The following is a 12,229-nucleotide window of genomic DNA, read 5'->3' on the forward strand; positions in this document are numbered from 1 at the left end:
ACCCTCCCCGATCGGGTGATGGTACAGCATATGTAATCTACGCCTAATCGGTGTTTTTGGGAGTCCACCGATTGGCATCGCGGGTGTTAAATTTATGCATGACTTTATCGTGCGCCTCAGCTAGATCAATTCCCAGTGAGTTCGCAAAACAAATCGTGATAAATAAAATATCTCCAAGCTCAAGTTCAATGGAATTGGCTGCTTCGGAAGATTTCTTCGGCTTCTCGCCGAATTCATGATTCACTTCCCTGGCGAGCTCCCCAACCTCTTCAGACATCCGGGCCAACATGGCCAGAGGACTGAAATATCCCTCCTTGAACTGGGAGATATACTGATCAACCTCACGCTGCATTTCTGCGATGCTTTTCTCCATGAGAACGGATTCTCCTTTGAAATGATGTCGTATTTGTTCCTAATAATATCAGTTATTTAGATTCACTTCCACCATCATCAGCGACAAATCATTTTTAAAGAATCAATAAACAGGTATACTAGATGGGAATGATTGCTTCTTCATTCTAATTTATCTACAGCGAGGGATCTTATGAGCACTGCCAAAACCTGGATACAAGTTAAACTGGTTCTTCCCATCGTGCTGGGTACAGCCTTATATGCCTTTGGGCTCCTCTATTTCATTATCCCCAACCAGCTTATGGAAGGTGGCCTCACCGGGGTTACGGTGCTGATCAATTACGCTTTTGGCATCTCACCTTCACTTACAACCTTGATTCTGAATGTTCCCCTCTTTCTGATCGGGCTCAAAATTTTGGGCGGCAGACAGATGATCTATACGGGTATCGGAATCGGGGCACTGACTGTTTTTCTGTGGTTGTTTGAGAAGTTGATTCATCTGGGCTGGATTGAACCATTACATACCGAGAATGACTTACTGTTAGCAGCCCTATATGCAGGTGTCACCCTCGGAGCAGGCCTTGGCATTGTATTCCGTTGGGGCGGAACGACGGGCGGTTCAGACATCATTGCCCGTATTCTCAACCGCAAGTATGGATGGAGTATGGGCCGAGTATTACTGGGCATCGACTTCGTCATTATCGGGCTCTCTCTCATCTACATCCCCAAAGAAAAAATTCTGTATACGCTTGTAGCTGTATTCATCGCCTCTAAAGTCATCGACTTTATTCAGGAAGGTGCATATTCTGCCCGAGCATTTATGATCATTAGTGACCATGCACCCGAGATTGCGGATCAGATCACACGGGATATGGATCGTGGCGTTACTCTCATTCCAGCCATTGGCGCGTACTCTAAACAGGCCAAACACATGGCCTACTGCGTGATCTCCAGGCAAGAGTTCAGGCGATTGCAGACCATTGTACGTTCCATTGACCCGAGAGCTTTTGTCATCATCAGCGATGTTCACGATGTACATGGCGAAGGTTTCAAAGAAAGCTGATATAACACAGAAACTACAAAAAAACCTCTTTTACATGAAGAGCCGTTAGCGTGGCTGTTCATGCGGAAAGAGGTCTTTTTTTATATACCACTTATAGACCAGGATCAAGTTCATATCCGATTAGCGCCGAAAAGGAAAAATCCCTTGTTGCTGCGCACGATACTTACGGTATCCGGCGTAACTAAGCGTTGCCACAATGACCGAACTGATGAGCAACCCGGCCGCCCTGCGATCAGGGCCCTGTACAAATGGTACGAACGCACTCTCATCCTTCTCCCGACCAAATAACTGGTTCACCAGTTCCTCCCCATGGCCCACCATGCTCTTTAATTGAGCCAGATCTGGCTGCTTTGCATTGGTAAGCCCTTTGGTATGAGATAACCAAGCGTCCATCTGAGCAATTTCATACGGTTCACGGCGAATCAGTGCGGCAGGACGAATCGTCTCATAATGCTCCTCCAGAACGGTGTAGCGGTTTGCCAGTACGGCCGCAGTTTGCCCTTGATTTGTAGCAGCGGATAAAGCGTCCAGATCGTTTTTCACGATTTTATAATACTGAAGCCATAAAGGCTTGGTTGGATTCGCGAGACTATCTGCTGCAAGTCTGAGCTTGGCTGAGGACTGCTGAAGGGAAGCATCGTCATTTTTCACCTTCACAACGGCTTGTTTCACTTCGACTATGGTTTCGGACAAGGCGTGAATGCCCTCGACTGTTGTTTGTCCCTCAAAGGAGATATGCTCCAGACTTTTACTGATACGCAGAATGCTTCCGCGCACTTCTTCAATATTATTCTCGAGCGCCTGACGATACAATATGGCTGCTTCCTCATTCAATTGTGCAATTGAATTGCTTGTGGACACTTGCTGATTTGAATTCGAATCTAATGCTTCACTTTGCGCGGATACACGATATGCTAAGTTCGTCCAAAGCAGCAGAGCCATGAACGATACCACCAATAAGCCAGTTTTGATCCCAAACGTTCTCTTCATGGACATCCCTCCCACCACCAATGTATGGCGTGGGACAGATCGTTAGAACAAGCAGAGGACGATTACGTATCCTACTAGACTTATGACACTTCATTTAGAAAACGATACCTAAACCTGTTACATTATTTCCGCTTTTTTGAATGGAATAGTTTATACTTTGACCATCGTAAAATTCGATTCTGAGCTTAATTTGCCCATTCGGAACCGAGGCGTTAAAAGCATCTTTCAGAAGGCTGAATGTTCCTTCATTGTAGTCGGCTGTAAACTCACCGCCAAACATCATATATGGAAACCAGGAATTGCTGCCTAATCGGTTGCCAGATAAATCGAAGAGGGAGGCACGTCTTACGTAGGTCCCGTTATATTGGACCGGAATGACGATTCCCTCTGTTATCGTGCCTGCTGCCATTTCAAACACAGGCGTTGAATATTTGATGATAAGCTGATGCCAGTCTGCGCCTTTCGAGAATACAAAAACCAAATCAGCAATGGTGCCGTTTGAAGCCTGATTGAATTTCTCGTTTATAAATTCTTTAGAGATCGTAAGTGTTGAGGTTGCTGTATCGAATGAATAATATTTTTTATGAACTCCCTTAACGTGCTTAAAGCTGTTTCCATTCAGAGTAAGCGGAATTTGGATATCGTTTGCAGCTTGTTGATTAACATAGATTTCATTTAGACCTGTGGAGTAGGAAGAACGCTGTTTCATATTAGCTGCTTGAATGGTGGTTCCATATTCATCATGCCAGTCAAAAGGTGGAACTCGCCAGAACGCTCCTGGCCATATCATTGAGCTAACTCCGTATTGGGATGCCTTGTAGTTCAGATATTCAAGATATTTCCGTTTTTCACCTGACTGCATTTTCGCCGCGCCATCATCAGGGGATAACCAGCCATATTCACCAATGACAACTCCAATCCCCTTGGAAATTAAGGCATGATTTAATGTGTTAAACATCTGGTCTATATTGCTTCTTGGCGTATCTTGAACTCCATCGTAAAGCTTTTCATCAAAGCCCGTTCTACCCAAGTTGCCGCTGAAGACCCAGTCGCTATAAAAATGCACAGTGGCTATCAAGTTCGGATCGTTCAGCTCCGCGATAAAATGATAGGCTGCGTCAGCTTTATCCATATCTGCGCTTGTAGAATACGTTGGAATAACAATCATTCTTGTTGCATTATTTCCACCAGAGCTGCGGATAACATCATATGCAGCTTGATTGATCATATCCAATTTCTCCTGTTTGGTGATGGTTCCTGTATCATTTTCAAAATAAGGTTCATTCATTGTCTCAAACATGACCCGCTCAGGTTCATTCTTAAAATGATTAGCAAGCTGTGTCCAGAGATCTACATATCTTTTATACTCCTCTGACGCCTTATTTCCATCCCAATTGGAAAGCCATGTCCAGGAATCGTGATGAAGGTTAATCATTACATAAAGGTCTGCATCAACTGCCCAATCAACCACTTGCTTATATTTGGCCAACCATTCGGAATGAATTACATAGTGTCCATCTGCACCTAGTGTATACCTTGTATAGGCAGTCATTGGAATCCGAATACTATCAAAGCCTTTTGCTTTGGCTGATAATATCAATTCTTGGGTTACTATTGGCTGCCCCCAGGAGGTTTCGTCAGACAGGGAGAGATCATCGGTTCTAAAACTGTCATAGGTATTGAATACGTTCCAGCCTTTGCCCATTTTCTGCACATATGCCTGAGATGGAGTTTGTGGAGCGGCATTGGCTTGAGAATTCCCCTCATCAACTTGATATGAAAAGGACAGCGCTATCAAAAATAAAGTTAATAGTTTTACTATTCTTGTTCTCTTCATCATACATGTCACCTTCCCTTTCCGAATTATCTTACAAAGCCGATCATTCATCACCTCTTTCAATATTAAGTAATTATGTTAAATAATTTCAAAATTCAGTTTCAATTTTATTATAAGGTGCAGAATGGAGATATCCTTAATTTTCAAGCCATGAAATAGCACAATATGGACACATTTTGGACACAAAAAAAGCCGCTAAAATAGCGACTTTTCATGAGACATGTTATTCTCTCTCCAAAGTATGAGGTCAGGTTCGTTTCGCCTGTCTTAAGGCCAGCCACGCGCACAGAATGCTTACCAGTGTCAGTCCGAATGTGAAATTACGCACAGCTTCTACATGATCATAGAGGGAAGCGGGTAACCAAGGGTAAATATCATATGTATAATCCATCGTATCGTTCAACAGTGTCCAGAGACCTGCAACGACAAGGGAAGCCCAGCGGAAGCCGAAAAAGCGTACATAAATTAGAGCTTCAATGGCCATCGCACTATGCGAAGCAATCAACATCCAGTCTTGCCAGTGCTGTGTACCGCCTTGCATCCAGCCAGCGAAAATAATGGATACGGCCCACACGCCATATTTCACAGATGTGACCACGGCAAGCGCCTGAATCACATGTCCGATCCGTTTGATAATGATGGACCGTGGTGGGTACAAGACCCATAACAACGCTAAAGTAAAAAACAAACTCGCTGTTGGACTATCTGGCACAAATACGATCTGCCACACCGGCTGCTCAGCCAGCGTCAATTTCATTTGCTCTCCGTACCAGATGTATCCATATACGGTTCCTACTGCATTACACCAAAATAATAGCCACAGGAAATAACGATTGGTTAGAAATTCCCTACTCCAAAAATACGATAAAGCCATATTCCCTGCCCCTTCCTTCATCATATATTGTGCACGATACAGTGCTGTCCAAAAAAACACTTCAAAAAACCTGACCGCATAAACGATCAGGTTTCATTGGTTATTTCGATTTTACTGTTCTGCTTTCTGTTTCGCAAGCCATTCGGTCAGATGAGTAATCTCTTCATCCGTAACACCTTGAGCAATAGCATTATTGTACTGAGGCTGCATCTCGTTGTAGCCTTCTTTGATAATGGTCAGAATCTCTTCCTGGCTGTGCTTGTCACCTATGCCTCGAAGCGAAGGTCCAGTTGCGCCCTTCATATCAGCCGCATGGCAGCCAATACATCCGGCCTTCTTGTACGTTTCCATTGCAGGATCATCCTGTTCCACGATCGCAACTTCTTCTTGCTGTCCAGGTGCATTGGAAACGGGTGGGAGCCCCTGTTCACGCCTCTCCAGCGCTTCTTCTTCACGTTGAATATGTTCAGGCTTCTGTCCACTTGCTTCCAACTCATGCTCGTAGTGCGTCCACGCTACATTTGTCAGGTAGAATACAGAAATGACCGACAAAATCATCAGTGATGAAGCAATTGGGCGTTTATAGAAACGCCGCTCCTTGCCTGTGTCCAGGAATGGTGCCAGCAGCAAAGCTCCAAAAGCGACTCCGCTGACCCCCAGTACCCCGAGCAGAACGTAATCGCCCGATGCGTATGGATACTTCAAGTACTGATACAGAAAAAGGAAGTACCAGTCCGGCATAGGAATTACGGATGCGCTCGGATTGGCCGGATAGCCTAAAGGTGCAGGTTCTGAGATCGTGAGAACCAGAATCCCCACCAATACAACGACACCAACCATCCATTCTTTCAGCAGGAAGTTGGGGATAAAGGCTTCTGATTTGCCGGGATACGCCGTGTAATCCGGCGGGGTAATAAATCCCGCCCCTTTACGGACCCGTGAATCACCGACAAAGATAACCTTTTCCTCATCATCCTTCTTATGTCCGTGAGCCATTGCGATTCCTCCCTTCTCAGTTTATAGTGGTCCCGAAATGCCCTGTCTGCGGATCATGATAAAGTGTCCGACCAGAAGCACCAGAAGCACAGCGGGGAGGAAGAATACGTGCAGGGCAAAGAATCGGGTTAGTGTCTGTGCACCAACAATCGTACCGCCTTGCAGGAATTCTTTAATAATCGGTCCCAGCCAAGGAACCGTATTGGCAATCTCCAGTGTTACTTTTGTTGCAAAATAGGCTTTGTTATCCCATGGCAACAAGTACCCTGTCAGCCCCAGGCCCAACATGACGAAAAAGATCAGCATGCCGACAACCCAGTTCATTTCACGCGGTGCCTTGTAAGAGCCTGTAAAGAACACACGCATCGTATGTAAGAACATCATTACGATAACCAGACTGGCTCCCCAGTGGTGCATGCCGCGAACAATTTGGCCAAAAGCTACTTTGGTCTGCAGGTACTCCACACTTGCGTAGGCATTGATAATATCAGGTACATAATACATGGTCAGGAACATGCCTGACAGAATCTGAATAACAGTAATAAAGAACGTCAATCCACCAAAGCAGTACACGAATGCGGAAAAGTGATGAGCCGGATTTACATGCTCTGGAACTTCATGATCCGCAACGTCCCGCCAGATTGGCGTGATGTCAAGACGCTCGTCAATCCAGTCATAGACATTTTTAAACATCTGCGTTCACGCCTCCTAATTCACTCGGGTGTTCGGAACAATGTCGCCCAGATATACCCAACCCTGCTCTTCCTTGACTACGTACTCATCCAGCGGTTTGGGGGCTACGGCAAGATTCTTCCCTTCCTTGTCATAGTGCGCGCCATGGCAGGGGCAATGATACTCGTCAGGGTACTGCTTGTCACTATTCCAGCCTACTGTACATCCCAGATGTTTACAGATAGGTGAGAGTGCATAAATTTTACCCTGCTCGTCTTTGCGAATCCACGCCACTAACGATGCATTACTCAGATACCAACCATCCTGTTGTTTAAGTTCAAAGGTGAATTCTTGAGGCTCATTCGTAATTTTGCTGATTTCAGCTACTTTGACAGAGGTGCCTTCTCCCTTATGTTGCAAAATCGGGTCCACCGCAAAACGGACCATAGGAAGGATTGCACCGGCGGCCATGTAGGCTGTAGCTCCACCAAGCGTGTACGTCAAAAACTGCCTGCGTGACATCTCCATGCGGCTTGGCAATTTCAATGAAGCTTCGTGGTCATGCTCACTGCTCATACTGTCTCCAACCCCCTTTTTCAGCCAACTCTCTCAAACGTTTTCATTTTCATAAATTCCACGACTTACTAGAACATACATAATCATATAGTAGCCCTAGAACACCGTCAAGAATTTGTCACACATTTTTAAGGTTCAATTGTAAGCGTTATTAAAAAATTGTTGTAAAATTGTCACATTTGTCGCTAAAAACTATTTTTTCCACAACTCGCGTATCTTTTCCCCTACAAATCTCGCAATCCCTTCTTCTCCAACCTCATGAGTTAAGACGGGCCGACTCAAAATCAGATCAGCAGCTGGAATTTCTACGCCATCCAAATGACCATCTGATGACATAATAACCACATATTTGAATCCCGAGGATTTAAGCTGTGCGGACAAGGAATTTAATGTCATTGACAATTCCGAATTAGCATAATGATAGGCTGGATAAGTCATGATTCTCCCTTTGAAAGGAATTTCAACCAGATCCAGAAAATCTCTCAGCCGCTCCAACGCCTCGGTAGCTTCAACTGGCGACTGCTCACCGCTAAGAGCTGTGTATGGAATAAGGCATGTATCCAGATAGAGTTGCAGTTCAGCCCAGCTGTCTTGAGTCATCTCACTGAATTTCAATTCCCTATATCCCCTCTCTATCCATTTTATTCCCATATTATATATGACTATATCTTATAAATCCAGACATTCATTTTGGAATTACACATATCAAAAAAAGGAAACACGCATCTGCGCATTCCCTTTTATCTCAGAAAGGAACTATTTTGCTAATCAGTTTATGGTCCTCAGTTCATCCGTCAGACTCCGGAAAGCTACTTCGTCTCCGGTAGCTAACGCTTTATCGATTTCCAAATAGAGCTTCTCGCTGCGCTGTTTGCGAAGCGCTTCGTCCCAAACCATCTCAGCTGCCAGCCCCAACATGACTTCATACGTAACTTTCATTTTATCCAATAGGATGCACCTCCAAAACGGATTTAAGAGCTCCTATATTCTTTTCCTTTGGTAACGTAACCCAGTGAAGTTCTGGACATCCGCTCCAGATCGGCATCAGTCAGCTCACGTATCACTTTGGCAGGTGTCCCCAAAGCAAGAGTATAGGGCGGAATTTTACTATTCTCAGTAACAACAGAACCGGCTCCAATCAGCGTATATTTGCCAATATCGGCTCCATTCAGCAGAATGGCTCCCATGCCGATTAATGATCCTGTTCCAATACAACAACCATGAATGATCGCTGTATGTCCTACTGAGACATCATCTCCTACAATCAAAGGTTGATCAGTATTGACATGCCCGACAACGTTATCTTGAATATTACAGCGCTTTCCAATGATAATAGGAGCCAAATCAGCCCGAAGGACTGCATTGAACCAGACGGAAGACTCTTCTCCCATCCTCAAATCACCGATCAGTTTTGCACCTTCAGCCATATATACCGAAGGGTGTAACTGAGGTTGTAGACCTTTGTATGGAATTATCATTATTATCACTCCTTAATTTGGGAGTGATTTTAGCAACTTGTCCTTCAGTTGTCAAACATAATAGGCGTAATGTCTCCTGAGATGGAGCGACAGGATGCAGCAAGACGTGTGCCCCAGGCTGTCATTTGTATAGTCCTGCCTTCCTCATGTTCCCCAATACGGACCATGCCAAGATGCAACATCATTTTAACAATTCTGTTATCATAAATGGCCTCGGCCGTATCATAGTAAAACGGCTGAATGAACGGACCGATCTGACGAAACAGCGACTCGGCGGTTGACCATTCTTGGGCACATTCGCCTGTCCAATACACAATAGAGGACAGATTGGGAATAGCACCTTTATACAATCTTAACCAAAACCTAAATAGCTGTATCATTTCGGCTGTTTTCTCAGCTCCCAGCTTGTCTTCTCCAGCTGATGATAACTTCAGCGTGCCTTGCTCCTCACGAACCAGCCGATGGTGAAATGCATAGTCGTAGAGAAGTGCGAAACGATCCGGGTAATCCTTGAAGGAACGGCCATATCCGAATCTCCATCCACCTTTGCCCACCAATTCCTCACTAATGTGCAGATGCTCCATAATCTGCTGTTGAGAGCGACGGTACATCATGCCTTCAGCGTTAAGGGCAATTTCGTGCTGCTGGACAAACTGCAGGAACAACTTGAGATCATCCGCTAAGAGATGATATTCATCCCGATACATGGGTGGTTCCGTTGTTTTGGTAATCCCTGCTCGCAGATGTGTGGATAACACATCCCTGAATCTTAATTTCAGATCCTGGGGTACCTGATACAAATACCTGGTCTGCTGCGTTGTCCCATTGAACAACCATCCACTCTTATTGAAGCGAACGATGAGATCACGTGGACTCGCGCCAGCCTCACTCTCCTTTTTGTCCATCGATTGACGGGCTATGGCAATGAGTTCTTCCATACCATAATACTGGCGAGGGTCAAACAACAAGTTGTTCAAAAAGCGCTGATCTGCTTGATTCAGTTGACGTACCTGCTGCTCAAAAAAGGGTCTGCTGCCCAATGTAGTGAGAATACTCTGGATGAGTTCATGTTTGGAATTGGGCTTGCATTCACATTGGTAATAGTCTGCTATTCGATTAAGCTGGCCAATATCGGCAAAAGTAAGCATATCCGCTAGATTCATGGGTCCATCGCCTCGCCCGTTAACTACTTCGACTACTGATTCGGAGCCTGAAATAGTTTGGTTTTGTAAACATCGTTGACGGAATTCCCATAATCTAAACCTCTTTTTGGAAATCTTTTATGTTTTAAACCATACTATGCCCCGAGTTGGTCAATCAGAAGAAAAATGAGAGGTTTGAAATCATATAAAGTCTTTATTTCCCCATAAAACGCAAAAAAACAACCCAAGTTGGATTACTCAGGTTGTTTCGCTGTGTCCAAAGACAGATGTCGTGTGCAATTATACAACAGCGGACTCCAGTCATCACGTTCCTTTTCCAGGATCGTCAGTGACAGGTTTCCAATCCGTTCTGTATACCGATCTTTAAACAAAGCTGTTAAAAGGTTGGCTAAGAAAGCTCCGTGAGTGACAATGAGTACGTTTTGGTCCGGATAGGCCGACCATAGATCTTCCAGAAACGCCAGTGCACGAATCTGGATATCCGCTATCTGCTCCTGTCCCAAGTCTAATGTCTCCCAGGCTTGGCCCCAACGGGCAACCCGTTCTTCTGAAGTCAGACCTTCAATCTGACCAAAAGCCCTTTCTTTCAACCGTGCGTCTGGCTCAAGCAAAGGTACATTCAACAGCTTGGAGATAATCTCCCCTGTTTCCTGTGCCCGCGATAATCCACTTGTGATGATATAGTCCCATTGGTATTCTTCCGTCAGCAGACGTCTTCCCAGGCGCTCTGCCTGTTCACGACCTTCTCCATTCAAAGGAATATCCGTCTGACCCTGTATACGGCCCGCCGCATTCCAGTCTGTAAGACCGTGACGAATAAGCCCGATTCGCACTTACATCCCTCATTTCTCCACACGGCGAACGAAAGGTTATTACCTATGCACTCGCACCTTGTTTGCGTTTATTCGTTGTTCGATGCATACGTCCAAGAGAAAATAACGCCATTCCTATTGCAAGTAAAGAGAGGGCCATCCAATACTGCGGATAAGCAGGTCCCATGCTCACAACAAAAGGTTCTATGATACTTCCTCTGTCCGCTCCAGTCATGTTGTACTGATACATTCCAGAGGACGATGGTCCGCTTCCGGCAACCCCTGTCTCCAGGATACCCGTAGTAACAACTTTGGTTTGCTCAGCTTCTGATACGTCTGGCTTAAACATTGCCATATACAGAAAGCTGCATAAAAAAATAGCCAGGAACGCGGCAATCCACAAAGACATATGCTTGCGGATCACAGCAGAGAAACGATTAACCTTTACCTCTTCCGGCAGTAACCATGGAGACTCCGCGTAGATCCGGTCCATAACGTTACGGTTCACTCTCTCTGCTTGTTGTTCTGTCACTGGAACCGGAATGCTGTGCAGCAAGATCTGAGCTTCTTCCCAGACCTCAAACTGCTCAGAGCACTCTTCACAACCAACGAGATGAGCATGAAATGCAATCCGCTGAGGATGAGTTTCCGGCAAGTCCCAGACCAGTGCAAACAGTTCCTGGGCTTCATTGCAATTCATCGGTTCTTCATCCCTTCATATGGCTCGTACACCGGTTCGAAGAAATAAGGTTCCAATTGAGTTTTTACGCTTGATCTTGCTCTGAATAATAGCGATTTCACAGAACTGACGCTCTGCCCAAGAATATTCGCAATCTCTTGGTAGTCTAGTTGATCATACTCACGGAGTATAATCGCAGAACGCTGCTTCTCCGGCAAATTGTTAATCGCATCCCTAACCAGCATCACCCGCTCGCTGCGTAGTACAGCATACTCCGGTGTATTCTCCGAAGGAGCAACGGGAACAATCCCGCTCTCTTCAAGTGGGACATTTCCGCTGCGCTGTTTGCGAAGCTCACTCAGTACCGTATTTCTCGCAATGGTATATAACCAAGTTGAGAATGAGGCATCCACCTCACGGAAAGAGTGCAGACTGCGGAACGCCTTATAGAAAGTCTCAGAACAGAGATCTTCCGCAAGCAGCTCCATATTGGAACTTTTCAACATATGATATACGAAAGCCAGTATTTTACGCTGATAACGACTCATCAGCTCGGAATATAACTCCAGGTTACCTTCCTTGATCTCTCGAATCAACTGGGAATCCGTCATTTGAGTGCGACCCCTCCTCGCCCATCCATGTGCTTCTCCCCGTTCGACTCTATCCATGTATTACCGAACAGGCACAAAAAAGTTGCGGTTCTCACCGCATATAAAAAGCGTTCAGCGCCATAACTGG

Annotated in this window: 15 protein-coding genes; 1 reads left to right on the forward strand and 14 read right to left on the reverse strand. The window is 45.3% G+C overall.

Features of this window, described 5'->3' with window-relative positions; translation table 11 throughout:
* Window positions 1-43: 43 nt before the first annotated feature.
* A complete protein-coding gene (locus tag BS614_RS22415) occupies window positions 44-373 on the reverse strand; it encodes a nucleotide pyrophosphohydrolase (protein WP_017687732.1) in 330 nt (109 codons plus the stop codon).
* A 171-nt stretch (window positions 374-544) separates the two neighbouring features.
* Between BS614_RS22415 and BS614_RS22420 the strand changes: the two genes are divergently transcribed.
* Entirely contained in the window at window positions 545-1,414 is an 870-nt protein-coding gene (locus tag BS614_RS22420) for a YitT family protein (RefSeq protein WP_036607636.1), read from the forward strand.
* Between the two features lie 120 nt (window positions 1,415-1,534).
* Here the strand turns inward: BS614_RS22420 and BS614_RS22425 are convergent, their stop codons facing one another.
* The 13 genes from BS614_RS22425 to BS614_RS22485 all read right to left on the reverse strand — a co-directional run bounded on the left by BS614_RS22425 (window position 1,535) and on the right by BS614_RS22485 (window position 12,102).
* Window positions 1,535-2,404, reverse strand: coding sequence for a sporulation protein YpjB (locus BS614_RS22425; RefSeq protein WP_074095627.1), 870 nt, complete (start codon window positions 2,402-2,404; stop codon window positions 1,535-1,537).
* Between the two features lie 94 nt (window positions 2,405-2,498).
* Entirely contained in the window at window positions 2,499-4,244 is a 1,746-nt protein-coding gene (locus BS614_RS22430) for a cellulase family glycosylhydrolase (RefSeq protein WP_074095628.1), read from the reverse strand.
* A 244-nt stretch (window positions 4,245-4,488) separates the two neighbouring features.
* Window positions 4,489-5,115 carry a DUF1405 domain-containing protein gene (locus BS614_RS22435; protein ID WP_074095629.1) on the reverse strand — a complete coding sequence of 209 codons (627 nt, stop codon included), beginning with the start codon at window positions 5,113-5,115 and terminating at the stop codon, window positions 4,489-4,491.
* A 111-nt stretch (window positions 5,116-5,226) separates the two neighbouring features.
* The gene (locus BS614_RS22440; RefSeq protein WP_074095630.1) at window positions 5,227-6,111 is read right to left on the reverse strand and encodes a menaquinol-cytochrome c reductase cytochrome b/c subunit; all 885 of its coding nucleotides are present in this window, start codon (window positions 6,109-6,111) and stop codon (window positions 5,227-5,229) included.
* A gap of 21 nt (window positions 6,112-6,132) precedes the next feature.
* Entirely contained in the window at window positions 6,133-6,804 is a 672-nt protein-coding gene (gene qcrB, locus BS614_RS22445; RefSeq protein WP_017687726.1) for a menaquinol-cytochrome c reductase cytochrome b subunit, read from the reverse strand.
* Window positions 6,805-6,819: 15 nt separating this feature from the next.
* Complete coding sequence (locus BS614_RS22450) at window positions 6,820-7,359, reverse strand: QcrA and Rieske domain-containing protein (protein ID WP_036607648.1); 540 nt, start codon at window positions 7,357-7,359, stop codon at window positions 6,820-6,822.
* Window positions 7,360-7,551: 192 nt separating this feature from the next.
* Window positions 7,552-7,974, reverse strand: coding sequence for a DUF2487 family protein (locus BS614_RS22455; RefSeq protein WP_074095631.1), 423 nt, complete (start codon window positions 7,972-7,974; stop codon window positions 7,552-7,554).
* Between the two features lie 153 nt (window positions 7,975-8,127).
* Complete coding sequence (locus tag BS614_RS22460; protein WP_017687723.1) at window positions 8,128-8,307, reverse strand: IDEAL domain-containing protein; 180 nt, start codon at window positions 8,305-8,307, stop codon at window positions 8,128-8,130.
* A 23-nt stretch (window positions 8,308-8,330) separates the two neighbouring features.
* Complete coding sequence (locus BS614_RS22465) at window positions 8,331-8,837, reverse strand: gamma carbonic anhydrase family protein (RefSeq protein WP_074095632.1); 507 nt, start codon at window positions 8,835-8,837, stop codon at window positions 8,331-8,333.
* Between the two features lie 44 nt (window positions 8,838-8,881).
* Window positions 8,882-10,000, reverse strand: a complete 1,119-nt coding sequence (locus BS614_RS22470) for a hypothetical protein (protein ID WP_074095633.1) — start codon at window positions 9,998-10,000, stop codon at window positions 8,882-8,884.
* Window positions 10,001-10,233: 233 nt separating this feature from the next.
* Window positions 10,234-10,833: a histidine phosphatase family protein gene (locus BS614_RS22475; protein WP_074095634.1), complete on the reverse strand. Its 600-nt coding sequence runs from the start codon at window positions 10,831-10,833 to the stop codon at window positions 10,234-10,236.
* Between the two features lie 43 nt (window positions 10,834-10,876).
* A complete protein-coding gene (locus tag BS614_RS22480) occupies window positions 10,877-11,512 on the reverse strand; it encodes an anti-sigma factor family protein (RefSeq protein ID WP_074095635.1) in 636 nt (211 codons plus the stop codon).
* On the reverse strand, window positions 11,509-12,102 hold the full coding sequence (locus BS614_RS22485) for an RNA polymerase sigma factor (RefSeq protein WP_036607662.1): 594 nt from the start codon (window positions 12,100-12,102) through the stop codon (window positions 11,509-11,511). Before BS614_RS22485 ends, BS614_RS22480 begins: the two co-directional genes overlap by 4 nt.
* Between the last annotated feature and the right edge of the window lie 127 nt (window positions 12,103-12,229).

The organism is Paenibacillus xylanexedens (assembly GCF_001908275.1).
Taxonomy (GTDB): Bacteria; Bacillota; Bacilli; order Paenibacillales; family Paenibacillaceae; genus Paenibacillus; species Paenibacillus xylanexedens_A.

What these genes read in the sequence shown, in the direction of transcription:
- BS614_RS22425 (WP_074095627.1), bottom strand. Translation starts at nt 2,404, where the DNA reads ATGAAGAGAACGTTTGGGATCAAAACTGGCTTATTGGTGGTATCGTTC.
- BS614_RS22470 (WP_074095633.1), bottom strand. Translation starts at nt 10,000, where the DNA reads ATGAATCTAGCGGATATGCTTACTTTTGCCGATATTGGCCAGCTTAAT.
- BS614_RS22415 (WP_017687732.1), bottom strand. Translation starts at nt 373, where the DNA reads ATGGAGAAAAGCATCGCAGAAATGCAGCGTGAGGTTGATCAGTATATC.
- qcrB (WP_017687726.1), bottom strand. Translation starts at nt 6,804, where the DNA reads ATGTTTAAAAATGTCTATGACTGGATTGACGAGCGTCTTGACATCACG.
- BS614_RS22430 (WP_074095628.1), bottom strand. Translation starts at nt 4,244, where the DNA reads ATGATGAAGAGAACAAGAATAGTAAAACTATTAACTTTATTTTTGATA.
- BS614_RS22480 (WP_074095635.1), bottom strand. Translation starts at nt 11,512, where the DNA reads ATGAATTGCAATGAAGCCCAGGAACTGTTTGCACTGGTCTGGGACTTG.
- BS614_RS22420 (WP_036607636.1), top strand. Translation starts at nt 545, where the DNA reads ATGAGCACTGCCAAAACCTGGATACAAGTTAAACTGGTTCTTCCCATC.
- BS614_RS22485 (WP_036607662.1), bottom strand. Translation starts at nt 12,102, where the DNA reads ATGACGGATTCCCAGTTGATTCGAGAGATCAAGGAAGGTAACCTGGAG.
- BS614_RS22465 (WP_074095632.1), bottom strand. Translation starts at nt 8,837, where the DNA reads ATGATAATTCCATACAAAGGTCTACAACCTCAGTTACACCCTTCGGTA.
- BS614_RS22435 (WP_074095629.1), bottom strand. Translation starts at nt 5,115, where the DNA reads ATGGCTTTATCGTATTTTTGGAGTAGGGAATTTCTAACCAATCGTTAT.
- BS614_RS22450 (WP_036607648.1), bottom strand. Translation starts at nt 7,359, where the DNA reads ATGAGCAGTGAGCATGACCACGAAGCTTCATTGAAATTGCCAAGCCGC.
- BS614_RS22440 (WP_074095630.1), bottom strand. Translation starts at nt 6,111, where the DNA reads ATGGCTCACGGACATAAGAAGGATGATGAGGAAAAGGTTATCTTTGTC.